Source organism: Rhizobium viscosum, from assembly GCF_014873945.1.
Classification (GTDB): domain Bacteria; phylum Pseudomonadota; class Alphaproteobacteria; order Rhizobiales; family Rhizobiaceae; genus Rhizobium; species Rhizobium viscosum.
Map to the genome: position 1 here is coordinate 326,903 of NZ_JADBEC010000001.1, position 21,773 is coordinate 348,675.

34 protein-coding genes are annotated in these 21,773 nt (G+C 58.6%); 3 read left to right on the forward strand and 31 right to left on the reverse strand.

Translation table 11 applies throughout. The features are described 5' to 3' along the window. Window positions 1–27 precede the first annotated feature (27 nt). Window positions 28–897, forward strand: coding sequence for a DUF817 domain-containing protein (locus H4W29_RS01690; protein ID WP_192727411.1), 870 nt, complete (start codon window positions 28–30; stop codon window positions 895–897). 28 nt (window positions 898–925) lie between these two features. Next, window positions 926–1,309, forward strand: a complete 384-nt coding sequence (locus tag H4W29_RS01695) for a VOC family protein (RefSeq protein WP_192727412.1) — start codon at window positions 926–928, stop codon at window positions 1,307–1,309. Between the two features lie 76 nt (window positions 1,310–1,385). Here the strand turns inward: H4W29_RS01695 and rplQ are convergent, their stop codons facing one another. From rplQ to rpsL, 31 genes are all read right to left on the reverse strand, one after another. After that, window positions 1,386–1,808, reverse strand: a complete 423-nt coding sequence (gene rplQ / locus H4W29_RS01700) for a 50S ribosomal protein L17 (RefSeq protein WP_112572283.1) — start codon at window positions 1,806–1,808, stop codon at window positions 1,386–1,388. Window positions 1,809–1,933: 125 nt separating this feature from the next. Continuing rightward, complete coding sequence (locus H4W29_RS01705) at window positions 1,934–2,944, reverse strand: DNA-directed RNA polymerase subunit alpha (RefSeq protein ID WP_018115507.1); 1,011 nt, start codon at window positions 2,942–2,944, stop codon at window positions 1,934–1,936. 97 nt (window positions 2,945–3,041) lie between these two features. After that, entirely contained in the window at window positions 3,042–3,431 is a 390-nt protein-coding gene (rpsK, locus tag H4W29_RS01710) for a 30S ribosomal protein S11 (RefSeq protein WP_003547577.1), read from the reverse strand. A gap of 133 nt (window positions 3,432–3,564) precedes the next feature. Then, window positions 3,565–3,933 carry a 30S ribosomal protein S13 gene (gene rpsM, locus H4W29_RS01715; protein ID WP_183743762.1) on the reverse strand — a complete coding sequence of 123 codons (369 nt, stop codon included), beginning with the start codon at window positions 3,931–3,933 and terminating at the stop codon, window positions 3,565–3,567. A gap of 219 nt (window positions 3,934–4,152) precedes the next feature. Beyond that, on the reverse strand, window positions 4,153–4,803 hold the full coding sequence (locus H4W29_RS01720; RefSeq protein ID WP_192727413.1) for an adenylate kinase: 651 nt from the start codon (window positions 4,801–4,803) through the stop codon (window positions 4,153–4,155). After that, window positions 4,800–6,140: a preprotein translocase subunit SecY gene (secY, locus tag H4W29_RS01725; protein WP_192727414.1), complete on the reverse strand. Its 1,341-nt coding sequence runs from the start codon at window positions 6,138–6,140 to the stop codon at window positions 4,800–4,802. The genes H4W29_RS01720 and secY overlap by 4 nt, the downstream gene beginning before the upstream one ends. A gap of 235 nt (window positions 6,141–6,375) precedes the next feature. Further along, window positions 6,376–6,849, reverse strand: a complete 474-nt coding sequence (gene rplO / locus H4W29_RS01730) for a 50S ribosomal protein L15 (protein ID WP_112572293.1) — start codon at window positions 6,847–6,849, stop codon at window positions 6,376–6,378. A 16-nt stretch (window positions 6,850–6,865) separates the two neighbouring features. After that, window positions 6,866–7,075, reverse strand: a complete 210-nt coding sequence (gene rpmD / locus H4W29_RS01735) for a 50S ribosomal protein L30 (RefSeq protein WP_007812887.1) — start codon at window positions 7,073–7,075, stop codon at window positions 6,866–6,868. 13 nt (window positions 7,076–7,088) lie between these two features. Next, window positions 7,089–7,658, reverse strand: coding sequence for a 30S ribosomal protein S5 (rpsE, locus tag H4W29_RS01740; RefSeq protein ID WP_007812885.1), 570 nt, complete (start codon window positions 7,656–7,658; stop codon window positions 7,089–7,091). Window positions 7,659–7,787: 129 nt separating this feature from the next. Further along, complete coding sequence (gene rplR, locus H4W29_RS01745) at window positions 7,788–8,150, reverse strand: 50S ribosomal protein L18 (RefSeq protein ID WP_097593488.1); 363 nt, start codon at window positions 8,148–8,150, stop codon at window positions 7,788–7,790. A 12-nt stretch (window positions 8,151–8,162) separates the two neighbouring features. Then, window positions 8,163–8,696: a 50S ribosomal protein L6 gene (gene rplF, locus H4W29_RS01750; protein WP_192727415.1), complete on the reverse strand. Its 534-nt coding sequence runs from the start codon at window positions 8,694–8,696 to the stop codon at window positions 8,163–8,165. Window positions 8,697–8,737: 41 nt separating this feature from the next. Beyond that, window positions 8,738–9,136: a 30S ribosomal protein S8 gene (gene rpsH / locus H4W29_RS01755; protein ID WP_004674934.1), complete on the reverse strand. Its 399-nt coding sequence runs from the start codon at window positions 9,134–9,136 to the stop codon at window positions 8,738–8,740. 12 nt (window positions 9,137–9,148) lie between these two features. After that, a complete protein-coding gene (rpsN, locus tag H4W29_RS01760; protein WP_007812880.1) occupies window positions 9,149–9,454 on the reverse strand; it encodes a 30S ribosomal protein S14 in 306 nt (101 codons plus the stop codon). A 32-nt stretch (window positions 9,455–9,486) separates the two neighbouring features. Continuing rightward, window positions 9,487–10,044, reverse strand: coding sequence for a 50S ribosomal protein L5 (rplE, locus tag H4W29_RS01765; protein WP_007812878.1), 558 nt, complete (start codon window positions 10,042–10,044; stop codon window positions 9,487–9,489). Next, entirely contained in the window at window positions 10,037–10,345 is a 309-nt protein-coding gene (gene rplX, locus H4W29_RS01770; protein WP_037106636.1) for a 50S ribosomal protein L24, read from the reverse strand. The genes rplE and rplX overlap by 8 nt, the downstream gene beginning before the upstream one ends. Before the next feature lie 12 nt (window positions 10,346–10,357). Beyond that, window positions 10,358–10,726, reverse strand: a complete 369-nt coding sequence (gene rplN / locus H4W29_RS01775; RefSeq protein ID WP_003573790.1) for a 50S ribosomal protein L14 — start codon at window positions 10,724–10,726, stop codon at window positions 10,358–10,360. Between the two features lie 261 nt (window positions 10,727–10,987). Then, entirely contained in the window at window positions 10,988–11,227 is a 240-nt protein-coding gene (gene rpsQ, locus H4W29_RS01780) for a 30S ribosomal protein S17 (RefSeq protein ID WP_018115517.1), read from the reverse strand. A gap of 12 nt (window positions 11,228–11,239) precedes the next feature. Continuing rightward, window positions 11,240–11,440 carry a 50S ribosomal protein L29 gene (gene rpmC / locus H4W29_RS01785; protein WP_007531673.1) on the reverse strand — a complete coding sequence of 67 codons (201 nt, stop codon included), beginning with the start codon at window positions 11,438–11,440 and terminating at the stop codon, window positions 11,240–11,242. A gap of 12 nt (window positions 11,441–11,452) precedes the next feature. Next, window positions 11,453–11,866 (reverse strand): 50S ribosomal protein L16, encoded by a 414-nt coding sequence (gene rplP, locus H4W29_RS01790; RefSeq protein ID WP_003573792.1) that lies wholly within the window; start codon window positions 11,864–11,866, stop codon window positions 11,453–11,455. A gap of 38 nt (window positions 11,867–11,904) precedes the next feature. Then, window positions 11,905–12,639 (reverse strand): 30S ribosomal protein S3, encoded by a 735-nt coding sequence (rpsC, locus tag H4W29_RS01795; protein ID WP_112572305.1) that lies wholly within the window; start codon window positions 12,637–12,639, stop codon window positions 11,905–11,907. Further along, window positions 12,639–13,028 carry a 50S ribosomal protein L22 gene (rplV, locus tag H4W29_RS01800; RefSeq protein ID WP_007812866.1) on the reverse strand — a complete coding sequence of 130 codons (390 nt, stop codon included), beginning with the start codon at window positions 13,026–13,028 and terminating at the stop codon, window positions 12,639–12,641. The genes rpsC and rplV overlap by 1 nt, the downstream gene beginning before the upstream one ends. 2 nt (window positions 13,029–13,030) lie before the next feature. Beyond that, on the reverse strand, window positions 13,031–13,309 hold the full coding sequence (rpsS, locus tag H4W29_RS01805; protein ID WP_007531666.1) for a 30S ribosomal protein S19: 279 nt from the start codon (window positions 13,307–13,309) through the stop codon (window positions 13,031–13,033). Window positions 13,310–13,324: 15 nt separating this feature from the next. Continuing rightward, on the reverse strand, window positions 13,325–14,161 hold the full coding sequence (rplB, locus tag H4W29_RS01810; protein WP_192727416.1) for a 50S ribosomal protein L2: 837 nt from the start codon (window positions 14,159–14,161) through the stop codon (window positions 13,325–13,327). A gap of 11 nt (window positions 14,162–14,172) precedes the next feature. After that, window positions 14,173–14,466: a 50S ribosomal protein L23 gene (locus H4W29_RS01815; RefSeq protein WP_007812862.1), complete on the reverse strand. Its 294-nt coding sequence runs from the start codon at window positions 14,464–14,466 to the stop codon at window positions 14,173–14,175. After that, window positions 14,463–15,083 carry a 50S ribosomal protein L4 gene (gene rplD, locus H4W29_RS01820; RefSeq protein WP_192727417.1) on the reverse strand — a complete coding sequence of 207 codons (621 nt, stop codon included), beginning with the start codon at window positions 15,081–15,083 and terminating at the stop codon, window positions 14,463–14,465. The genes H4W29_RS01815 and rplD overlap by 4 nt, the downstream gene beginning before the upstream one ends. A 13-nt stretch (window positions 15,084–15,096) precedes the next feature. Then, window positions 15,097–15,738 (reverse strand): 50S ribosomal protein L3, encoded by a 642-nt coding sequence (rplC, locus tag H4W29_RS01825; protein ID WP_132651235.1) that lies wholly within the window; start codon window positions 15,736–15,738, stop codon window positions 15,097–15,099. Window positions 15,739–15,771: 33 nt separating this feature from the next. Then, complete coding sequence (gene rpsJ, locus H4W29_RS01830) at window positions 15,772–16,080, reverse strand: 30S ribosomal protein S10 (RefSeq protein WP_003547547.1); 309 nt, start codon at window positions 16,078–16,080, stop codon at window positions 15,772–15,774. A 307-nt stretch (window positions 16,081–16,387) separates the two neighbouring features. Then, window positions 16,388–17,563, reverse strand: coding sequence for an elongation factor Tu (gene tuf / locus H4W29_RS01835; protein ID WP_183743778.1), 1,176 nt, complete (start codon window positions 17,561–17,563; stop codon window positions 16,388–16,390). A 66-nt stretch (window positions 17,564–17,629) separates the two neighbouring features. Further along, window positions 17,630–19,729, reverse strand: a complete 2,100-nt coding sequence (gene fusA, locus H4W29_RS01840) for an elongation factor G (RefSeq protein ID WP_038688280.1) — start codon at window positions 19,727–19,729, stop codon at window positions 17,630–17,632. 29 nt (window positions 19,730–19,758) lie between these two features. Next, entirely contained in the window at window positions 19,759–20,229 is a 471-nt protein-coding gene (rpsG, locus tag H4W29_RS01845) for a 30S ribosomal protein S7 (protein WP_112571934.1), read from the reverse strand. Between the two features lie 107 nt (window positions 20,230–20,336). Continuing rightward, complete coding sequence (gene rpsL, locus H4W29_RS01850) at window positions 20,337–20,708, reverse strand: 30S ribosomal protein S12 (RefSeq protein ID WP_003547537.1); 372 nt, start codon at window positions 20,706–20,708, stop codon at window positions 20,337–20,339. 497 nt (window positions 20,709–21,205) lie between these two features. On the opposite strand from rpsL, the gene H4W29_RS01855 reads away from it, so the two are divergent. Beyond that, the gene (locus tag H4W29_RS01855) at window positions 21,206–21,499 is read left to right on the forward strand and encodes a transcriptional regulator (protein WP_112547859.1); all 294 of its coding nucleotides are present in this window, start codon (window positions 21,206–21,208) and stop codon (window positions 21,497–21,499) included. Window positions 21,500–21,773: the final 274 nt, after the last annotated feature.

Sequence of the window (21,773 nt, forward strand, 5' to 3'; positions counted from 1 at the left end):
AACGAGTCTGGGATCACTCGCAAGAACATGCCGAAAGTTGCCGCGCTTCAAGGACTGCTTCCTCTACTGGACAGGCATCTGATCGACCGACCGGCCGATCTTCAACGCAACGGCATCGGGCGCTTCATCGTCGAATTCTTCTATTTTGGCGTCAAGGAAGCTCGAGCCTGCCTCTTCGCGGGTCTGTTTTTTCTGTCGGTTTTTCTCGTGCCGCATTCAGGCCTTGTCGGTATCCCGCGCTACGATCTGCTGCTGATCATCGCTCTTGCAATCCAGGCCTGGATGGTCTGGGCAAAGCTCGAAACCATCGACGAATTGAAGGCGATCTCCGTCTTTCATCTGATTGGTTTTGCACTGGAGGTCTTCAAGACGTCCGGCAGCATTCAGTCATGGAGCTATCCGGATTTCGCCTATACTAAGCTCTTCGGCGTCCCGCTCTTTTCAGGCTTCATGTATGCGGCTGTCGGCAGCTATGTCATTCAGGCCTGGCGCCTTTTCGATCTGCGTGTGAGACATCATCCGTCCTACTGGATGGCCGGTCTCACGGCATTGGCGATCTACGCCAATTTCTTCACCCACCACTATATCGGCGACTACCGTTGGTACATCGCCGCCTGCACACTCGGTCTTTATGCGCGCACCACGGTCATCTTCAGGCCCTATGATCAGGACCGCAAGATGCCCCTGCTTCTCGCCTTCGTCCTGATCGGCTTCTTCATCTGGCTTGCGGAAAACATCAGCACCTTCTTTGGCGTGTGGCGCTATCCGAACCAGATAGGCGCGTGGTCGACCGTGCATATCGGCAAATGGAGTTCGTGGTGCCTGCTGGTGATCATGACCTTTACGATCGTCGCCAATCTGAAGCACATCAAACACAAGATCCATGTGCCCGATTGAACCTCTCGAGACATGAGGAGGACGAGACTTGATTGACCATATCACCGTAGCCGTCAGCGATCTCACGAAGAGCAGGCTCTTTTATGAGAAAGCCTTCGCGCCTTTGGGGTATACGCTGTCCTTTGGGAAAGAGGAGGTGTTCTGGGCTTTCGACATCGGCAACGGCTGCCTGTTTGAAATCCAGCAAGCCGATAGCGCTGCGCCGCTGACACGCGTCCACGTGGCCTTTCGAGTCAATAACAGGACAGAAGTCGACACCTTCTATCAAAGCGCGCTGGCAGCCGGTGCGCAGGATAATGGTGCACCTGGCTCGCGCCCGGACTACGCGCCTGATTATTATGCCTGCTTTGTTCTCGATCCAGACGGCTACAATATCGAAGCCATGATCAATCAGCCGCTTGAGAAAGCTTGAGCGGGAACGATCTCAAACGCATAAACGAAAAAAGCCGGGCAAAGCCCGGCTTTCCTGTTTCCGTAACCGGAAAATCTTATGCAGCGACAGACTGCTCTTCAGCAGCGACGCGGGCCTTGTCGGCTGCGCCCTTTGCGTAAGTGTCGCGGTCAACGAATTCGATGACGGCGAGAGCGGCATTGTCGCCCTGGCGGAAGCCAGCCTTCATAATGCGCAGGTAACCGCCGTTGCGGGTGGCGTAACGCGAAGCGATCGTGTCGAAGAGCTTCGAGACGACAGCGGCGTCCTTGATCTGCGAGATCGCCTGACGACGAGCGTGCAGGTCGCCGCGCTTGCCGAGGGTGACGAGCTTCTCGACGATCGGACGGATTTCCTTGGCCTTCGGCAACGTCGTGACGATCTGCTCATGGGTAATGAGCGAAGCAGCCATATTGGCAAACATCGCCTTGCGATGGCTTGCGGTTCTGTTCAGCTTGCGGCCGGCTTTTGCGTGGCGCATTGCTATTCTCCTTTAATGCAGTGCCCTTACTTTGCTACCGGGCCTGCCGTTTCCTGGCACATGCAGGCGATAGGCCTGCTGTTTGACGGGGAAAGGCAGCCGTAAAGAGCCTGCCTTTTTGGTTCTTAATACTGGTCTTCGTAACGCTTTGCGAGATCTTCGATGTTCTCGGGCGGCCATGCCGGCACTTCCATACCGAGGTGCAGGCCCATGGAAGCGAGAACTTCCTTGATTTCGTTCAGCGACTTGCGACCAAAGTTCGGGGTGCGGAGCATTTCTGCTTCGGTCTTCTGAATGAGGTCGCCGATGTAGACGATGTTGTCGTTCTTCAGGCAGTTTGCCGAACGAACGGACAATTCGAGCTCGTCCACCTTCTTGAGGAGCGCCGGGTTGAAGGCCAGTTCAGTGACTGCTTCTTCTTCGGCTTCCTTCTGCGGTTCGTCGAAGTTGACGAAGACGCCAAGCTGGTCCTGCAGGATGCGAGCCGCAAAAGCGACGGCATCTTCGCCGGAGACAGAGCCATCGGTTTCGATGGTCATGGTCAGCTTGTCGTAGTCGAGAACCTGTCCTTCGCGGGTGTTTTCAACCTTGTAGGACACCTTCTTGACCGGCGAATAAAGGCTGTCGACCGGGATGAGACCGATCGGAGCATCTTCCGCACGATTGCGCTCGGCCGGGACATAGCCCTTACCGTTGTTGACGGTGAACTCCATGCGGATTTCGGCACCCTCGTCGAGCGTGCAGATGACATGCTCGGGGTTGAGGATTTCGATATCGCCGACCGTCTGAATGTCGCCAGCCGTTACAACACCCGGGCCCTGCTTGCGCACGACCATGCGCTTGGCATCATCGCCGTCCATCTTGATGGCGATTTCCTTGATGTTGAGCACGATGTCCGTAACGTCCTCGCGAACGCCCGGGATCGAGGAGAATTCATGCAGCACGCCGTCGATCTGCACGGCCGTAACAGCGGCACCACGCAGAGAGGAGAGCAGAACGCGGCGCAGCGCGTTGCCGAGGGTGAGGCCGAAACCGCGCTCAAGCGGCTCTGCAACGAGAGTCGCCTTGGTGCGCGAGCTCGAAGAGAACTCCACCTTGTTCGGCTTGATCAATTCCTGCCAGTTCTTCTGAATCATAATTTTGCCTTCCGTTCGTTGCCACCATCCAATCGTGGCAACCGAGCTTGAAAACCACCGGGAGCGCTGAGGCGCTCACCGGTGACGATAGCGATGATCAGACGCGGCGCTTCTTGCGCGGACGGCAGCCATTGTGCGGAATCGGGGTCACGTCGCGGATGGACGTGATCATGAAACCGGCAGCCTGGAGCGCGCGCAGAGCCGATTCACGGCCGGAACCCGGGCCGCAGACTTCGACTTCCAGCGACTTCATGCCATGTTCCTGAGCTTTCTTGGCGCAGTCTTCGGCAGCGATCTGGGCAGCGAACGGGGTCGACTTGCGCGAGCCCTTGAAGCCCTTGGCGCCAGCAGACGACCAGGCAATCGCATTGCCCTGCGCGTCGGTGATGGTGATCATCGTGTTGTTGAAAGTCGAGTTGACGTGAGCGACACCCGACGAGATGTTCTTGCGCTCGCGACGGCGAACGCGGACGGCTTCCTTAGCCATGGTATTCCTTTCTTGGATCTCTTCACCGCCGTAATCCCAGCGGCTACACCGGAACGGCGCCTATACGACCCCGTCCCAAACTCAAAAGAGGCCGGCGCAGACCGCCAGCCTCCTCATCCCGGTTTCCCGGAAATTACTTCTTCTTACCAGCGATCGCCTTTGCCGGGCCCTTGCGGGTACGAGCATTGGTGTGCGTGCGCTGACCACGGACCGGAAGGCCACGACGGTGACGCAGGCCGCGGTAGCAGCCGAGGTCCATCAGACGCTTGATGTTCATCGCGGTTTCGCGACGAAGATCGCCCTCGACCTGATAGTCACGGTCGATGGTTTCGCGGATCTGAAGGATTTCAGCATCCGTGAGCTGATGAACGCGGCGATCAGCCGGAATACCGACCTTCTCGACGATTTCCTGCGCGAATTTCGATCCAATCCCGTGAATGTAGGTCAGCGCGATGACGACGCGCTTTGCAGTCGGGATGTTGACGCCAGCGATACGTGCCACGCCTATTCTCCTTGCATTCCAGTTGCCATCCGGCAATAGGGCTTCGTTATGCAGCCAGAGGCCACTCGATTAAATTCGGGTTCGTAACATCACAAAACGATCGACCCCGGACTTCCTTCGGGAAATCCGCGCCGATCGCAGGGAATGTCGCGAGTTGGCGCGGTTTAGCGGAATCAGTGCAAAAAAGCAACCGCTCCCGCGAAGTTTATTTTCAAAGCTTTAAAGCTCGGAAAGAATGCGTTCGATCTCGGTAGTAACCTGATCGATTTCGGCCATGCCATCCACGGACTTCAGTTTGCCCTTGGCATAATAGTAGCCGATCAGCGGCGAGGTTTCCTTGTAGTAGACCTCGAGACGCTTGGTCATGGTCTCGGCATTGTCGTCGGGACGACGCTTGAAGTGGGTCGAACCGCACTTGTCGCAGACACCCTCTTTGGCCGGGACCTTGTCCGAGTCGTGATAGACAGTACCGCACTCAGCGCAGGAGTAACGGCCCGCTACGCGACGGACCAGTTCCTTGTCGTCAACGCGGAGTTCGATGACAACAGAGAGATCGAGACCCTTGGCCTTCAGCATCGCCTGTGTGGCATCTGCCTGCACGAGCGTGCGCGGGAAGCCGTCGAGGATGAAACCGTTGGCGCAATCGGGCTGATCGATTCGTTCGGAGACGATGGCATTGACAATCTCGTCCGAGACCAGATTTCCGGCGTCCATGACAGCTTTCGCACGCTTGCCGACTTCAGTACCGGCCTGAACGGCGGCGCGCAGCATGTCACCCGTGGAAAGCTGCGGAATGCCATGCTTTTCCACGATCCGCTGGGCCTGGGTCCCCTTACCCGCGCCCGGCGGCCCCAAAAGTATAAGTCTCATCGCCCCCTCTTTCCTCCACGCAGCTTCGATTTCTTGATCAGGCCTTCGTACTGCTGTGCGATCAGATGGCCCTGGATCTGTGCCACCGTATCAAGAGTTACGCTAACCACGATCAAAAGCGAAGTCCCACCAAGGGCCAATGGGATGCCGGTTTGCGACACCAGAATCTCAGGCAGGATGCAGACGAAGACGAGATAGATAGCGCCGATCACCGTGATACGGGTCAGCACGTAGTCGATATATTCGGCGGTGCGATCGCCCGGGCGGATGCCGGGAATGAAGCCGCCATGCTTCTTCAGATTATCGGCCGTGTCCTTCGGATTGAAGACGATGGCCGTGTAGAAAAAGGCAAAGAAGGCGATGAGGGCCGCATAGAGCACCATATAAAGCGGCTGGCCGTGGCCAAGCGCTGCAACCACCGAGGTCGCCCAGGCGGGCATCGCCGTCGTGCTGGCGAAGCCTGCGAGCGTCGCCGGCAGAAGCAGCAGCGAAGATGCAAAGATAGCCGGGATGACGCCCGAGGTGTTCAGCTTCAGCGGCAGGTGCGAGGTATCGCCCTGGAACATGCGGTTGCCAACCTGGCGCTTCGGATACTGGATGAGCAGACGGCGCTGCGCACGTTCAACGAAGACGATAATGGCAATGACGGCGATTGCTACGACGATAACGGCCAGGATGAGCGTCGTCGACAGCGCACCGGTACGGCCGAGTTCCAGCGTACCGGCAAGAGCGGTCGGAAGACCGGCGGCAATGCCTGCGAAGATGATCAGCGAAATGCCATTGCCTATGCCGCGCGAGGTGATCTGCTCACCGAGCCACATCAGGAACATGGTGCCGCCGAGCAGCGTCAGAACGGTCGAAATTTTGAAGAACCAGCCCGGATCGACGACAAGGCCGTTGCCGCTTTCTAGACCGACGGCAATACCGTAAGCCTGGAGCGCTCCGAGGATGACCGTGCCGTAGCGGGTGTACTGGTTGATGATCTTGCGGCCCTGCTCACCTTCCTTCTTCAGGTTTTCGAGCGCCGGCACGACCGAGGTCATGAGCTGCACGATGATCGAAGCGGAGATGTAAGGCATAATGCCGAGCGCGAAGATCGCCATGCGCTGTACGGCGCCGCCCGAGAACATGTTGAAGAGGCCAAGAATGCCGCCGGCCTGCCCCTGGAAGGCCTGGGCGTATGCCTGTGGATTGAGGCCCGGAAGCGGAATATGGGTACCCAGCCGGTAGACAAGGAGAGCTGCCAGTGTAAACCACAGGCGCTTCTTAAGATCCTCGGCTTTGGCGAAGGTCGAAAAATTTAGGTTCGAAGCCAGTTGTTCCGCTGCAGAAGCCATGCGTTTCTCCGCGCTACCAATTCCGGGCGCTCTCGAGTCGGCCGGCACCGGAATCAGTATGAATTTCTTTTAAAAACCGGGCTTCGGACGGATCGCTGGCGCAACCCTATGCCTCACCCTCGTTTTCAGTCTTACCGTCTCGACGCGGATGCGTCCAAGCAGGTTTTTGTGAGGCTCACATATGGGAGCAAAATCGCCCGGTGTGAAGCACCCCGGGCGATATATCATCAGTTTATTATTCTGCCGCTGCGGCAGAAAGAAGCGTTACCTTGCCGCCAGCCTTTTCGATCTTCTCGACGGCAGACTTGGAAGCGCCTGCAACTTCGAGCGTGATCTTGGCCTTGAGCTCGCCGTCGGCGAGAACGCGAACGCCGTCCTTGGCGCGGCGGATGACGCCGGCAGCCTTGAGAGCAGCTGCATCAACGGTTGCCTTCGCGTCGAGCTTGCCGGCATCGACGGCAGCCTGGATGCGTGCCAGCGATACGACGACGTAGTCGGCTGCGAAGATGTTGTTGAAGCCGCGCTTCGGCAGGCGACGGTAGATGGGCATCTGACCGCCTTCGAAGCCGTTGATGGCAACGCCCGAACGGGACTTCTGACCCTTTACACCGCGACCACCGGTCTTGCCGGAGCCCGAGCCGATACCGCGGCCGAGACGCTTGCGGCTATGGGTAGAGCCTTCGTTATCCTTGATTTCATTGAGTTTCATGAGCGTTACTCCGGACTCACTTCTCGTCGACAACGCGAACGAGATGCTGGACTGCACGGATCATGCCACGAACGGCTGGAGTGTCTTCCAGCGTGCGGCGACGGTGCATCTTGTTCAGTCCGAGACCGATCAGCGTGCGCTGCTGGACGTCCGGACGGCGAATCGGGCTGCCGATCTGTTCGATCGTAACAGTCTTCGCTTCAGCCTTCTTGGTAGCCTTGGCCATTGGTCAGCTCCTCTTATTCTTCAGAGGCGTTGCCAGAAGCGGCACGGCGAGCCTGGAGCGTAGCATACTTGATGCCGCGCTGAGCTGCGATGTCCTTCGGGTGAACCTGGTGCTTCAGAGCGTCGAAGGTGGCGCGAACCATGTTGTAGGGGTTCGAGGAACCGGTCGACTTGGCGACGACGTCGTGGACGCCGAGCGTTTCGAAAACGGCGCGCATCGGACCACCGGCGATGATACCGGTACCGACCTTGGCCGAGCGCAGCAGAACCTTGCCGGCGCCGTGACGGCCATGGACGTCATGATGCAGCGTACGGCCGTCACGCAGCGGTACGAAGATCAGTTCGCGCTTGGCTGCTTCGGTTGCCTTGCGGATGGCTTCCGGCACTTCGCGTGCCTTGCCATGGCCAAAGCCAACGCGGCCCTTCTGGTCGCCGACGACGACGAGTGCTGCGAAACCAAAACGACGGCCGCCCTTGACGACCTTGGCGACGCGGTTGATCGCGACAAGCTTGTCGACGAATTCGCTATCGCGCTCTTCGCGGCTCTGGCGGTCTTCCCGCTGCGGCCTTCTTTCCTGTGCCATTGTCCTCTTCCTTTTTCTTTTCCGGGTGCAATCGGCAAACAAAACGAGGACCGCATCAGCTTCCGTAGGGAACGATCTGCGGTCCGGTGAAATCCGGCCGAAGCTCGAAAGCCTTCGGCCGGAAACTGATTAGAAGGTCAGACCGCCTTCGCGGGCTGCATCTGCCAGGGCCTTAATGCGGCCGTGATAGATGAAGGCGCCACGGTCGAATACGACCTCAGTGACGCCTGCCTTCGAGGCGCGCTCAGCAACGAGCTTGCCGACGAGGGCAGCTGCTGCAGTATCGGCACCGGTCTTCAGAGAACCGCGCAGATCCTTATCGAGGGTCGATGCAGCGGCAAGCGTCTTGCCAGCGACATCGTCGATGATCTGTGCGTAGATGTTCTTCGACGAGCGATGAACCGACAGGCGCGGACGGCCATTGGCCACCGACTTGAGGTGACGGCGCACGCGGTTGGCACGACGTGCAAGTGCTTCTTTCCTGCTAGCCATTTCGCGTGATCCTTACTTCTTCTTGCCTTCTTTGCGGACAATCCGCTCTTCGGCATACTTGACGCCCTTGCCCTTGTAGGGCTCCGGACCGCGGTATTCGCGGATCTCGGCGGCGACCTGGCCGACCTGCTGCTTGTTGATGCCGGTGACGACGATTTCCGTCGGCTTCGGTACAGCGATCGTGATGCCCTGCGGCGGTTCGTAGACCACGTCGTGGCTGAAACCGAGCGCCAGCTGCAGGTTCTTGCCCTGCAGGGATGCACGGTAACCAACGCCGTTGATTTCGAGCTTGCGCTCGAAGCCGTCCTTAACGCCCTTGAAGATGTTCTCGATCATCGTGCGGGACATACCCCACTTCGACCGAGCGTCCTTCGTCTGGGAAAGCGGTGTTACGACGACCGCATTGTTTTCGAGCTTGACGCTGATTTCATCATTCGCGACGAAAAACAGCTCGCCCTTCGGGCCCTTAGCGGAAACCTTCTGGCCATCGACCGTAGCCGTGATCCCAGCAGGCACCTGAACGGGCTTCTTACCGATACGAGACATGTTTCTATCCTGTCTGTTCGCTATGGAGACCCTGCGCAGTCTTAGAAGACCGAGCAGAGAACCTCGCCACCAACGTTCTGTTCGCGAGCCTGGTGATCGGCCATCACGCCCTTCGGGGTCGAAAGGATGGTGATGCCGAGGCCGTTCGCGACCTGCGGAATGGACTTGACCGAGACATAAACCCGGCGGCCCGGCTTGGACACACGGCCGATCTCACGGATCACCGATGCGCCTTCATAGTACTTCAGTTCGATGTTCAGTTCGGACTTGCCGTTGCCGAAATCGACGACGGAATAGCCACGGATGTAGCCTTCAGACTGGAGGACATCGAGAACACGTGCACGGAGCTTGGAAGCAGGCGTCGAAACCGACGACTTGCGACGCGAAGCGCCGTTGCGGATACGGGTGAGCATATCGCCCAACGGATCAGTCATTGTCATCTAACCTGCTCCTTACCAGCTCGACTTGACGATGCCCGGCACCTTGCCGAGATTGCCCAGTTCGCGCAGCGCGATACGCGACATACGCAGTTTACGGTAATAAGCGCGCGGACGACCGGACACTTCGCAACGATTGCGAATGCGGGTCTTCGATCCGTCGCGCGGCAGGGATGCCAGCTTGATCGAGGCCTTGAACCGCTCTTCGATCGGAAGAGCCTGGTTCATGATGATCGCCTTCAGGGCAGCACGCTTGCCAGCCTGGTTTGCGACCGTATTACGGCGGCGCTTGTTCTTTTCAACTGCGCTTGTCTTCGCCATGTCAGGTTCCTTTTCTACGCTCGTCGTTACGGTTACTGACGGAACGGGAAGCTGAACTCCGTGAGGAGCGCGCGAGCTTCGTCGTCGGTCGTTGCCGTCGTGCAAACGATGATGTCCATGCCCCACATCTGATCAACCTTGTCGTAGTTGATTTCTGGGAACACAATGTGCTCCTTGATGCCCATGGCGAAGTTGCCACGGCCGTCAAAGCTCTTCGGGTTCAGGCCGCGGAAGTCGCGAACGCGCGGAAGCGCGATGTTGACCAGACGATCCAGGAACTCGTACATGCGGGCGCCGCGCAGGGTGACCTTCGCGCCGATCGGCATGTTTTCGCGGACCTTGAAGCCAGCGATAGAGTTACGTGCGCGGGTGATGACCGGCTTCTGACCGGCGATGGCAGCCAGGTCGGCAGCAGCAACGGTCGGCTTCTTGGAATCAGCCGTGGCTTCGCCCACACCCATGTTGATAACGATCTTGTCGAGCTTCGGGATCATCATCTCGTTGGCGTAGGAGAACTTCTCCTGCATCGCCTTACGGATCCGCTCGACATATTCCTTCTTGAGCCGCGGCTCGTACTTTGCCTCAGCCATCGATTACTTCTCCCGAACGCTTAGCCACGCGGACCTTCTTGCCGTCAACAACCTTGAAGCCGACGCGGGTCGGCTTGCCGTCCTTGTCGACGATGGCGACGTTGGACAGGTGGACCGAAGCTTCCTTGGAAATGATCCCGGCTTCCTGGGTCTGCGTCTGACGCTGGTGGCGCTTTACGACGTTAACGCCGCGAACCACGGCGCGATCTTCCTTCGGCAGGACCTGGATGACTTCGCCAGTGCGGCCCTTGTCCTTACCTGCGAGCATGACGACCTTGTCGCCCTTACGAATCTTCTGCATCGTTCCCGCTCCTTACAGTACTTCGGGAGCCAGCGAGATGATCTTCATGTGGTTCTTGGCGCGGAGTTCGCGCGGAACCGGTCCGAAGATACGGGTGCCGATCGGCTCTTTTTTGTTGTCGATGAGGACTGCTGCGTTGGTGTCGAAGCGGATGACAGAGCCATCCGGACGACGGATATCCTTGGCGGTGCGAACGACAACCGCCTTCATCACGTCACCCTTCTTCACACGGCCGCGCGGAATAGCTTCCTTGATCGAAACGACGATGACGTCGCCGATCGAGGCATACTTGCGCTTCGAGCCGCCCAGCACCTTGATGCACATGACACGACGGGCGCCGGAATTATCCGCGACGTCGAGGTTTGTTTGCATCTGAATCATATCAGGTCGCCTTCTTGTTCTTACCGGAATGGTTGGGCAAAACCCCCTCTTCCGGCTTATGAAAAATGTCTGCCGGCCGCCCGTCACGAAGACGGCGAAAACACGGCAATAGCTTGAATAGCGCGGAATAGATCGTTGCCAGGGTGGTTTCCCAGATGGGACCTTCCGTGCGCTTAAAGCAAAAGAACGCCCGGCATTCGAGCGTTCCGACGCTGCTTCATACAGAAATTTCCGCGGGACGCAAGGCCCCGCGTGAAATTCTTACTTGGCCTGGGCGGCTACGACCGTCCAGCGCTTGTCCTTGGAGATCGGTGCGCACTCCTCGATGGAGACGATATCGCCGATCTTGTACTGGTTGTTTTCGTCGTGGGCCTTGTACTTCTTGGAACGACGAACGGTCTTCTGGAGCAGCGGGTGAGCGAAACGACGCTCAACGCGAACTACGACAGTCTTCTCGTTCTTGTCGCCAACGACGACGCCCTGCAGAATGCGCTTCGGCATGTTTTTCTTCCTTTACGCCTTTGCTTCTGCCGCCTTCTGGCGGGCAATGGTTTTGACGCGGGCGATGTCCTTGCGGACTTCGTTGATGCGCGAGGACTTCTCGAGCTGGCCGGTCGCCTTCTGGAAGCGCAGGTTGAACTGCTCCTTCTTCAGGTCGGCAAGCTTGTCCTTGAGCTGGTCGGCCGTGAGGCCGCGTACTTCTTCGGCTTTCATCGTGCCTTCTCCTTACTCTGCGATGCGCTGTACGAAGCGCGTCTTGACCGAGAGCTTGGCCGAGCCGAGGCGAAGCGCTTCACGCGCGATTTCCTCGGAGACACCGTCGATCTCGAACATCATACGACCGGGCTTGACCTTGCATGCCCAGTATTCCACGGAACCCTTACCCTTACCCATACGGACTTCGGTAGGCTTTGCAGTTACCGGAACGTCCGGGAACACGCGGATCCAAACACGGCCGGCGCGCTTCATGTAACGCGTGATCGCGCGGCGGGCCGCTTCGATCTCACGTGCGTTAACGCGGTTCGGCTCCTGGGCCTTCAGGCCGAATTCGCCGAAGGCAAGGTCGGAACCGCCCTTGGCAACGCCCTTGATGCGGCCCTTGAACTGCTTGCGGTACTTAGTACGCTTTGGCTGCAACATTTTCTTACTTCTCCGAGCTTATCTTTCGCCAGCGCTAATTACGCGTTGTCGCGTTCGCGGCGACGATCGCCACGGTCGCGTTCGCGGCTTGCCGGGCCCTGTGCGTCGCCTTCCAGCGCGCGGCGTTCGGAAGCCATCGGATCGTGCTCAAGGATTTCGCCCTTGAAGATCCAGACCTTGATGCCGCAGATGCCGAATGCGGTTTCGGCTTCAGCCGTACCGTAATCGATGTCGGCGCGCAGGGTGTGCAGCGGAACGCGGCCTTCGCGGTACCATTCCGTACGAGCGATTTCTGCACCGCCGAGACGGCCGGCGCAGGTGATCTTGATGCCTTCGGCACCGAGACGCATCGCAGACTGAACGGCGCGCTTCATGGCGCGGCGGAAAGCCACGCGGCGCTCGAGCTGCTGGGCGATCGACTGAGCAACGAGCGTTGCGTCGATTTCCGGCTTGCGCACTTCAACGATGTTGAGGTGCGTTTCGGAGTTCGTCATGTCCGACAGCTTCTTGCGGAGCTTGTCGATATCGGCGCCCTTGCGGCCGATGATCAGGCCCGGACGGGCCGAGTGGATCGTGACGCGGCACTTCTTGTGCGGACGCTCGATGACCACCTTGGAGATACCGGCCTGCTTCAGTTCGCTCATGACGAACTTCCGCATCTTCAGGTCTTCGTGCAGGAGCTGACCGTATTCGGCATTGTCCGCGAACCAGCGGCTATCCCAAGTACGGTTGATGCCAAGACGGAAACCAATCGGATTGATTTTCTGACCCATTATGCGGCCTCCTCTTGTGCCTGCACTTCACGAACGACGATCGTCAGGTGAGCGAACGGACGTTCGATACGCGATGCGCGGCCGCGGCCACGAGCGTGGAAGCGCTTCATGACGATCGACTTGCCGACATAGGCCTCGGCGACGACGAGAGCGTCGACGTCGAGGTCATGGTTGTTCTCGGCGTTGGCGATCGCAGATTCGAGCGTCTTCTTGACGGCGCCTGCGATACGCTTGCGGGAGAATTCCAGCTCAGCGAGTGCGCGTTCGACCTTCTTGCCGCGGATAGCCGCAGCAACCAGGTTGAGCTTCTGTGGGCTGACGCGGAGCGTACGGGCGACTGCTTGCGCCTCGTTGTCCTTCAGCCGGCGTTCGGCTTTAGCCTTACCCATCGTTACTTCCTCTTTGCCTTCTTGTCCGCGCCGTGACCGTAATAGGTACGGGTCGGAGAGAATTCACCGAATTTGTGACCGACCATGTCTTCATTGACGCTGACCGGAACATGCTTGCTGCCGTTGTAGACGCCGAAGGTGAGACCAACGAACTGCGGCAGGATCGTAGAGCGACGGCTCCAGATCTTGATTACTTCTGCACGTCCGCCTTCACGAACCTTCTCAGCCTTCTTGAGAAGATAGCCGTCAACAAACGGACCTTTCCATACTGAACGAGCCATTGAGGACTTCCTCTCTTACTTCTTGCGCTGATGACGCGAGCGCATAATGAACTTGTCGGTCGCCTTGTTAGAGCGAGTGCGCTTGCCTTTAGTCGGCTTGCCCCACGGCGTCACCGGATGGCGACCACCAGAGGTGCGGCCTTCACCACCACCGTGCGGATGGTCGACCGGGTTCATGACGACGCCGCGGTTATGCGGACGCTTGCCGCGCCAAACGGTACGACCGGCCTTGCCGTCGTTGATGTTGGCATGGTCAGGGTTCGATACAGCACCGATCGAAGCAAGGCATGTACCGTGCACCAGGCGCTGTTCACCCGAGTTCAGACGCAGGATCGCCATGCCCTGGTCGCGACCAACGAGCTGTGCGTAGGAACCGGCGGAGCGGGCGATCTGACCGCCCTTGCCCGGCTTCATTTCCACGTTGTGGATGATGGAGCCGACCGGGATGTACTGCAGCGGCATCGTGTTGCCGGGTTTGACGTCAACGGCCTTGTCCGAAGCGATGACCTTGTCGCCGGCAGCAAGGCGCTGCGGAGCGATGATGTAGGCCTGTTCGCCGTCGGTGTAGGTGACGAGCGCGATGAAAGCCGTGCGGTTCGGATCGTATTCGATACGCTCGACGGTGCCTTCGACATCGAATTTACGACGCTTGAAGTCCACCAGACGGTAGCTGCGCTTGTGACCGCCGCCGATAAAGCGGGCAGTGATGCGACCGAGGTTGTTACGACCGCCGCTCTTGGTCAGACCTTCCGTCAGCGCCTTGACCGGCTTGCCCTTGTAGAGGCCCGAACGGTCGACGATGACCAGCTGGCGCTGGCTCGGGGTCGTCGGATTGAAAGTTTTCAATGCCATCTTTTTATTCCTCAGAGACCGGTGGAGACGTCGATCGTCTGGCCTTCAGCCAACGTCACGACAGCCTTCTTCACGTCCTGCTGCTTGCCGACAAAACCGCGGAAACGGCGGGTCTTGCCCTTGCGCAGCAGAGTGTTGACAGCCGTAACCTTGACGCCGAAGAGCGCCTCGACTGCAGCCTTGATTTCCGGCTTCGTCGCCTTCTTGGCGACATTGAAAACAACCTGGTTGTTTTCCGATACCAGCGTGGACTTTTCGGTGATCGCAGGAGAAACGATCACATCGTAGTGGCGAAGATCGGTCACTTGAATCGCTCCTCTAGCGCTTCAACGGCAGCCTTGGAAAGCACGAGCTTGCCGCGGCGGACGATGTCGTAAACATTGATGCCCTGGATCGGCAGAACATCGACGTTCGGGATGTTCTGGGCAGCGAGCTTGAAGTTACCGTCGAGCTCGGCACCGCCGATGAAGAGAGCGTTGGTCAGGCCGAGCGATGCGAATACACCGGCAAGAGCCTTGGTCTTTGCTTCTGTAGCAACGAGATCGTCGATGACGATCAGCTCGTCAGCCTTGATCTTGGCGGACAGGGCGTGACGCAGGCCAAGTGCGCGAACCTTCTTGGGAAGGTCGTGCTCATGGCTGCGAGCGACCGGGCCGTGAGCCTTACCACCGCCGCGGAACTGCGGAGCACGAGCCGAATGGTGACGAGCGCGGCCCGTACCCTTCTGCTTGTACATCTTGGCGCCGGTGCGCGAAACGTCCGCGCGGCCCTTTGCCTGGTGAGTGCCCTGCTGCTTCTTGGCAAGCTGCCAGCGGATGACGCGGGCGAGGATGTCTTCGCGGGGCTCGAGACCGAAAATCGCATCAGAAAGGGAAACCTTCCCAGCGTCTTTGCCCTCGAGGGTCTTGACGTTCAATTCCATTGGTCTGGCTCCCTTACTTCGCTGCCGACTTGACGGCGTCGCGCACGATGATCCAGGCACCCTTGGAACCGGGTACTGCACCCTTGATCAGGATCAGACCGCGATCTTCATCGGTCGAAACGACTTCAAGGTTCTGCGTCGTCACGCGCGTCTGGCCCATGTGACCAGCCATCTTCTTGTTCTTGAAAACCTTGCCCGGATCCTGACGCGAACCCGTCGAGCCATGCGAACGGTGCGAAACAGACACACCGTGCGTAGCGCGAAGACCGCCGAAGCCGTGGCGCTTCATGGCGCCGGCAAAGCCCTTACCAATCGTCGTGCCGGTGACATCGACGAGCTGACCAGCAGCAAAGTGACCAGCCTTGAGCTCGGTGCCAATGTCGAGCAGGTTGTCTTCCGAAACCCGGAATTCCTGCAGCTTGGCCTTCGGCTCAACGTTAGCAACGGCGAAATTGCCGCGCATGGCCTTGGACGTGTTCTTTACCTTGGCCTGGCCAGCACCGAGCTGAAGCGCGGTATAGCCATTCTTTTCTACGGTGCGCTGGGCCACAACCTGGCAGCCATCCAAACGCAGTACCGTTACAGGGACATGCTCGCCGGCGTCGTTGTAGACGCGGGTCATTCCCACCTTCTGTGCAATCACACCTGAACGCATCGGTTCAATCCTTCCAACTCAGCTCGAGCAAGCTCAGAGCTTGATCTCAACATCGACACCGGCGGCGAGATCGAGCTTCATCAGCGCGTCTACCGTCTGCGGGGTCGGGTCTACGATGTCGAGCAGGCGCTTATGCGTGCGCATCTCGAACTGTTCGCGGCTCTTCTTGTCGATGTGCGGGGACCGGTTGACCGTAAACTTCTCGATGCGGGTCGGAAGCGGAACGGGGCCCCGGACGCTTGCACCGGTGCGCTTCGCCGTCGACACGATCTCGCGCGTGGAAGCATCGAGAATCCGGTGATCGAACGCCTTCAGGCGAATGCGGATATTTTGGCCGTTCATTCGACGTTATCCTTGTGTTTGTTTTTCCACATGTCTTTGGGCAAGACACGGGTTGTTCTTTCTTCCTAAGGCGGACCACCGGTTTCAAAGATCGAGAGAGACGCCTGTTACGGCACCCCTATCCACTCTTCAGGGCCTTTTGACCCACCTTATTGTTTGTTTAGTCGCCGCTTCGTCATCCAAAGCGTTACGCAAATCGCGCTCGCGCGCCATTTGCAACATTTCTGTGTAATAAGCAAGCGGCTTGCGCCGCCTGCATCATAATAATGTCATCGAATCGGCTGCCCCACCGGAGCAGCCGAAGGAATTATTCGATGATGGAAGCGACGATGCCTGCACCGACGGTGCGGCCGCCTTCGCGGATCGCGAAGCGAAGCTTTTCTTCCATCGCGATCGGAACGATCAGCTCGACGTCAACGGTGACGTTGTCGCCAGGCATAACCATTTCCGTGCCTTCCGGAAGCGTCACGATGCCCGTCACATCCGTCGTGCGGAAGTAGAACTGCGGACGGTAGTTCGTGAAGAACGGCGTATGACGGCCGCCCTCTTCCTTCGTCAGGATGTAGGCTTCTGCCTTGAACTTCTTGTGCGGCTTGACAGAGCCCGGCTTGCACAGGATCTGACCACGCTCGACGCCGTCACGGTTCACACCGCGAACCAGAGCGCCGATGTTGTCGCCGGCCTGGCCCTGGTCGAGCAGCTTGCGGAACATTTCAACGCCGGTCACCGTCGTCTTCGAGGTCGGACGAATGCCGACGATTTCGACTTCTTCACCAACCTTGACGATACCGCGCTCGACGCGGCCGGTCACAACCGTACCACGGCCGGAGATCGAGAACACGTCTTCGATCGGCATCAGGAACGGCTGGTCGATCGGACGCTCAGGCGTCGGGATATAGGCGTCAACCTGAGCCATCAGCTCGCGGATCGCGTCTTCGCCGATCTTCTTGTCAGAATCTTCAAGAGCAGCAAGCGCCGAACCCTTGACGACCGGGATGTCGTCGCCCGGGAAGTCGTAGGACGACAGAAGTTCGCGAACTTCCAGTTCGACGAGTTCGAGAAGCTCGGCGTCGTCAACCTGGTCGACCTTGTTGAGGAACACGACGATTGCCGGAACGCCAACCTGGCGGGCGAGCAGGATGTGCTCGCGCGTCTGCGGCATCGGGCCGTCGGCTGCAGAGCAGACCAGGATCGCGCCGTCCATCTGCGCGGCACCCGTGATCATGTTCTTCACATAGTCGGCGTGGCCGGGGCAGTCGACGTGCGCATAGTGACGGTTCGGCGTCTCATACTCGACGTGGGCCGTCGAAATGGTGATGCCGCGTGCCTTTTCTTCCGGCGCTGCGTCGATCTGGTCATACGCCTTGAACTCACCGAAGTACTTCGTGATCGCTGCCGTCAGAGACGTCTTGCCGTGGTCAACGTGGCCGATCGTGCCAATGTTGACGTGCGGCTTGTTGCGCTCAAACTTACTCTTTGCCATTTTCGGCTCTCCATTCTTTGGCCCCGAGGGGCGCTAATTCTTGTTCTCGGTCAATTGGTATTCCGGTCACTTCTGACCGGAATACTTTGCCTGGATTTCGGTTGCGACGTTCGACGGGACCGGCGAGTAGTGATCGAAGGTCATCGTGTACTGTGCACGGCCCTGCGACATGGAGCGCAGGTTATCGACGTACTTGAACATGTTGGCCAGCGGAACGTTGGCGTTGATGACAACGGCCACACCACGGCTCTCCTGACCCTGGATCTGACCACGGCGAGAGTTGAGATCGCCGATAACGTCGCCGACGTAATCTTCCGGAGTAACGACTTCGACCTTCATCATTGGCTCGAGGAGCTGAGCGCCGGCCTTCTTCGCTGCTTCACGGAAGCAAGCGCGGGAAGCGATTTCGAACGCCAGGACCGAGGAGTCGACGTCGTGGAAGGCGCCGTCGATGAGGGTCGCCTTGACGCCCAGCATCGGGAAGCCTGCCAGCGGGCCGGAAGACAGAACGCTTTCGATACCCTTCTGAACGCCCGGGATGTATTCCTTCGGAACAGCACCGCCGACGATCTTGGATTCGAACTTGAAGTCGTCGCCTTCAGGGTTCGGTTCGAAGACGATCTTGACGCGCGCGAACTGGCCGGTACCACCCGACTGCTTCTTGTGCGTGTAGTCTTCTTCGTGCTGGCGCGTGATGGTTTCGCGGTAAGCAACCTGCGGCGCGCCGACATTTGCTTCAACCTTGAACTCACGGCGCATGCGGTCGACGATGATGTCGAGATGCAGTTCGCCCATGCCGGCAATAATCGTCTGGCCAGATTCCTGGTCCGTCTTCACGCGGAAGGACGGATCTTCTGCTGCCAGGCGGTTGAGCGCGAGGCCCATCTTTTCCTGGTCGCCCTTGGACTTCGGCTCGATGGCGATCTGGATGACCGGTTCAGGGAATTCCATGCGCTCGAGGATAACCGGCTTCAGCGGGTCGCAGAGCGTGTCACCCGTCGTGGTCTCCTTGAGACCTGCGAGAGCAACGATGTCGCCGGCAAAGGCTTCTTCGATGTCTTCACGCGAGTTGGAGTGCATCTGCAGCATGCGGCCGACGCGCTCGCGCTTGTCCTTGACCGTGTTCATGACCGACGAGCCCTTTTCCAGCTTGCCGGAATAGATACGGGCGAAGGTGAGCGAACCGACGAAGGGGTCGTTCATGATCTTGAACGCGAGCATGGAAAGCGGCTCGGCATCGTCTGCATGACGCTCGATTTCGGCTTCCGTCTTGAAGTCGATACCCTTGATCGCCGGAATGTCGAGCGGCGACGGGAGGTAGTCGACAACGGCGTCGAGCAGCGGCTGAACGCCCTTGTTCTTGAACGCAGTGCCGCAGAACATCGGGTGGAACTTGACGTCGATCGTGCCGCGACGAACGAGTTCGCGGATCTTGTCGTTGTCGGGCATGTTGCCTTCGAGGTAGGCTTCCATCGCGGCTTCGTCGATCTCGACAACGGTCTCGATCAGCTTTTCGCGATATTCTTCAGCCTTGGCCTTCATGTCTTCCGGGATCTCAACGACGTCCCACTGGGCGCCGAGCGATTCGTCGCGCCAGATGAGAGCGTTCATCTCGACCAGGTCGATAACGCCCTTGAAGTCGCTTTCAGCGCCGATCGGCAGCTGCATGACGACAGCGATCGCACCCAGGCGGGTCTTGATCATCTCGACCGAGCGGTAGAAGTCCGCGCCGGTCTTGTCCATCTTGTTGCAGAAGATCATACGCGGAACGTTGTACTTCTCGGCCTGACGCCAGACGGTTTCCGTCTGCGGCTCAACACCGGCGTTGGCGTCGAGCAGCGCAATGGCGCCGTCGAGAACGCGAAGCGAACGCTCGACTTCGATGGTGAAGTCGACGTGGCCTGGAGTGTCGATGATATTGAAGCGGCGCATCTTGCCGTCACGGCCCTTCCAGAAGGTCGTGGTAGCAGCGGACGTGATCGTGATGCCACGCTCCTGCTCCTGCTCCATCCAGTCCATCGTGGCTGCGCCATCGTGGACTTCGCCGATCTTATGCGACTTGCCGGTGTAATAAAGAATACGCTCGGTCGTCGTGGTCTTGCCGGCGTCGATGTGCGCCATGATACCGAAATTGCGGTAGTCTTCGATCTTATATTCGCGAGCCATAATGGACTGCCTTTCGATATCGTTCGGGATTACCAGCGATAATGCGAGAACGCGCGGTTGGCATCAGCCATCTTGTGCGTGTCTTCGCGCTTCTTGACTGCAGAACCGCGGTTGTTGGAAGCATCGAGAAGTTCGCCCGAAAGACGATCGATCATGGTGGTCTCGTTGCGCTTGCGAGCGGCAGCGATCAGCCAGCGGATGGCAAGAGCCTGGCGGCGCTCCGGACGAACATCGACCGGAACCTGGTAGGTCGCACCACCGACGCGGCGCGAGCGGACTTCAACGTGCGGAGCAATGTTGTCGAGCGCGGAATGGAAAACCGTCAGCGGCTCCTGCTTCGACTTGTTCTGCACGGAGTCAAATGCGCCGTATACGATGCTTTCAGCGACGGACTTCTTGCCGTCCAGCATGATGGCATTCATGAACTTCGTAACAACGAGATCACCGAACTTCGGGTCCGGATTGATCTCGCGCTTTTCTGCTTTATGGCGTCTGGACATACTTCTCGTCTCTTTAACTGTTAAGGCGCTCTACCACGCGGAGGACTTCGCGCAGCGCCGGGGATTTCACTTTCAAGCCTTTCCGGGCGGTATCGCCCGGGGCGAAATTACTTCGGACGCTTCGCACCGTACTTGGAACGGCGCTGCTTGCGGTTCTTGACACCCTGGGTATCGAGAACGCCGCGGATGATGTGGTAACGGACACCCGGAAGGTCCTTGACGCGGCCGCCACGGATCATGACGACAGAGTGTTCCTGAAGGTTGTGACCTTCGCCGGGAATGTAACCAATGACTTCGAAGCCGTTGGTGAGGCGGATCTTTGCGACCTTACGCAGAGCCGAGTTCGGCTTCTTCGGCGTCGTGGTGTAGACGCGGGTGCAAACGCCGCGCTTCTGCGGGTTCTCCTGAAGAGCGGGAACCTTGTTACGCTTTACGTTCGCCTGGCGAGGCTTGCGGATCAGCTGGTTTACGGTAGGCATTCAACCATCCCTTACGTTTGTCTCAGTACCCTTGCGGGCTCGAACTTCGCCGTTTCCGGCATTGCCACACATATTTCCCTCAATGCGCAAAATATGGCCCGATCCGCTTCCGCAGATGGACCACATAGAGCAGAGGACGCAAAAGAGATGCGTCATGCGTGCAGCATCATGACTTCAACGTGCGTATAGAACCTTGTTTGAGGCGATCTTCAGGGCGCGTCGCCCCAAACAGCCAAACCTCACATGGGATCTGATGGCGGGCGTACTACTGGTTTCCACTCTGTTCGTCAAGGCCGGTTAAGAAATAATCTCCGTCCCAACGGCTTGAAAAGCCCTGTGCGCGCGCTGTTTACAGGCTCTTTAGGGCGATTAAGGATACCCGGCAAGATAAACTTGGGCATTGCAGCAAAAACAGATAGGAATCAGTATTTGCAGACATCAAGCCCTTGTATGGGGTCTGCATATTGCGATTCTCATAGAGCCGAAGGACAAAAAGGATGATCGGGACACCGGACAATGACAATAATTTCGACGGACCGATGATCTTCATCATCATCGGCAAGGGCTACGAATCCGACACGAGCGAGGGCGTGGACCTGCACGTCATGCTGAAGGCCGCCGATGACGACAGCGCCGTGCGCGAAGCCCTGAACGCGCTTGCAGAGGAAGGTTTCATCGAAGCTGATCTCGACCAGATCGGCATGTTGACCGAAGTGCCCTCCGAAGAGCCGCATGCCTCTGCCTATCAGGGAGCCCTCGACGGCGAAGTCTCGATCATCCGCTTCAGCTAAGCCTATATACAAAGAATAGAGCCTGCGCCGATGCAGGCTCAGCCCTCCTCGCTCTCACCTTTTCCATTTTGGCCGATATCAACGAGAGCAGCGAGCACCGGCGTGCCGCGATAGCGTCGCCAACGGCCCGGCAAGTCCGACATCCCTCTTATTGCGCACCTGAAACTGCACACCGCAGCAGCAATTCGTCGGCGTTCGGGCATCGCAGATCGATATCTACCGCTGCTTGAGATACCGGCGGCTTCGTTTGCCGGCACCAATCTTCCCGGCCCTG

Bases quoted from the DNA above. Each gene is read 5' to 3' on its own strand.
- H4W29_RS01690 (WP_192727411.1), top strand. From the start codon at position 28: ATGCCGAAAGTTGCCGCGCTTCAAGGACTGCTTCCTCTACTGGACAGG.
- rplQ (WP_112572283.1), bottom strand. From the start codon at position 1,808: ATGCGCCACGCAAAAGCCGGCCGCAAGCTGAACAGAACCGCAAGCCAT.
- H4W29_RS01705 (WP_018115507.1), bottom strand. From the start codon at position 2,944: ATGATTCAGAAGAACTGGCAGGAATTGATCAAGCCGAACAAGGTGGAG.
- rpsK (WP_003547577.1), bottom strand. From the start codon at position 3,431: ATGGCTAAGGAAGCCGTCCGCGTTCGCCGTCGCGAGCGCAAGAACATC.
- H4W29_RS01720 (WP_192727413.1), bottom strand. From the start codon at position 4,803: ATGAGACTTATACTTTTGGGGCCGCCGGGCGCGGGTAAGGGGACCCAG.
- secY (WP_192727414.1), bottom strand. From the start codon at position 6,140: ATGGCTTCTGCAGCGGAACAACTGGCTTCGAACCTAAATTTTTCGACC.
- rplO (WP_112572293.1), bottom strand. From the start codon at position 6,849: ATGAAACTCAATGAAATCAAGGATAACGAAGGCTCTACCCATAGCCGC.
- rpmD (WP_007812887.1), bottom strand. From the start codon at position 7,075: ATGGCCAAGGCTACCAAGAAGGCTGAAGCGAAGACTGTTACGATCGAA.
- rpsE (WP_007812885.1), bottom strand. From the start codon at position 7,658: ATGGCACAGGAAAGAAGGCCGCAGCGGGAAGACCGCCAGAGCCGCGAA.
- rplR (WP_097593488.1), bottom strand. From the start codon at position 8,150: ATGGCTAGCAGGAAAGAAGCACTTGCACGTCGTGCCAACCGCGTGCGC.
- rplF (WP_192727415.1), bottom strand. From the start codon at position 8,696: ATGTCTCGTATCGGTAAGAAGCCCGTTCAGGTGCCTGCTGGGATCACG.
- rpsH (WP_004674934.1), bottom strand. From the start codon at position 9,136: ATGACAATGACTGATCCGTTGGGCGATATGCTCACCCGTATCCGCAAC.
- rpsN (WP_007812880.1), bottom strand. From the start codon at position 9,454: ATGGCGAAGACAAGCGCAGTTGAAAAGAACAAGCGCCGCCGTAATACG.
- rplE (WP_007812878.1), bottom strand. From the start codon at position 10,044: ATGGCTGAGGCAAAGTACGAGCCGCGGCTCAAGAAGGAATATGTCGAG.
- rplX (WP_037106636.1), bottom strand. From the start codon at position 10,345: ATGCAGAAGATTCGTAAGGGCGACAAGGTCGTCATGCTCGCAGGTAAG.
- rplN (WP_003573790.1), bottom strand. From the start codon at position 10,726: ATGATTCAGATGCAAACAAACCTCGACGTCGCGGATAATTCCGGCGCC.
- rpsQ (WP_018115517.1), bottom strand. From the start codon at position 11,227: ATGCCGAAGCGCATTCTGCAGGGCGTCGTCGTTGGCGACAAGAACGAG.
- rpmC (WP_007531673.1), bottom strand. From the start codon at position 11,440: ATGAAAGCCGAAGAAGTACGCGGCCTCACGGCCGACCAGCTCAAGGAC.
- rplP (WP_003573792.1), bottom strand. From the start codon at position 11,866: ATGTTGCAGCCAAAGCGTACTAAGTACCGCAAGCAGTTCAAGGGCCGC.
- rpsC (WP_112572305.1), bottom strand. From the start codon at position 12,639: ATGGGTCAGAAAATCAATCCGATTGGTTTCCGTCTTGGCATCAACCGT.
- rplV (WP_007812866.1), bottom strand. From the start codon at position 13,028: ATGGGTAAGGCTAAAGCCGAACGCCGGCTGAAGGACAACGAGGCGCAA.
- rpsS (WP_007531666.1), bottom strand. From the start codon at position 13,309: ATGGCTCGTTCAGTATGGAAAGGTCCGTTTGTTGACGGCTATCTTCTC.
- rplB (WP_192727416.1), bottom strand. From the start codon at position 14,161: ATGGCATTGAAAACTTTCAATCCGACGACCCCGAGCCAGCGCCAGCTG.
- rplD (WP_192727417.1), bottom strand. From the start codon at position 15,083: ATGGAATTGAACGTCAAGACCCTCGAGGGCAAAGACGCTGGGAAGGTT.
- rplC (WP_132651235.1), bottom strand. From the start codon at position 15,738: ATGCGTTCAGGTGTGATTGCACAGAAGGTGGGAATGACCCGCGTCTAC.
- rpsJ (WP_003547547.1), bottom strand. From the start codon at position 16,080: ATGAACGGCCAAAATATCCGCATTCGCCTGAAGGCGTTCGATCACCGG.
- tuf (WP_183743778.1), bottom strand. From the start codon at position 17,563: ATGGCAAAGAGTAAGTTTGAGCGCAACAAGCCGCACGTCAACATTGGC.
- fusA (WP_038688280.1), bottom strand. From the start codon at position 19,729: ATGGCTCGCGAATATAAGATCGAAGACTACCGCAATTTCGGTATCATG.
- rpsG (WP_112571934.1), bottom strand. From the start codon at position 20,229: ATGTCCAGACGCCATAAAGCAGAAAAGCGCGAGATCAATCCGGACCCG.
- rpsL (WP_003547537.1), bottom strand. From the start codon at position 20,708: ATGCCTACCGTAAACCAGCTGATCCGCAAGCCTCGCCAGGCGAACGTA.
- H4W29_RS01855 (WP_112547859.1), top strand. From the start codon at position 21,206: ATGATCGGGACACCGGACAATGACAATAATTTCGACGGACCGATGATC.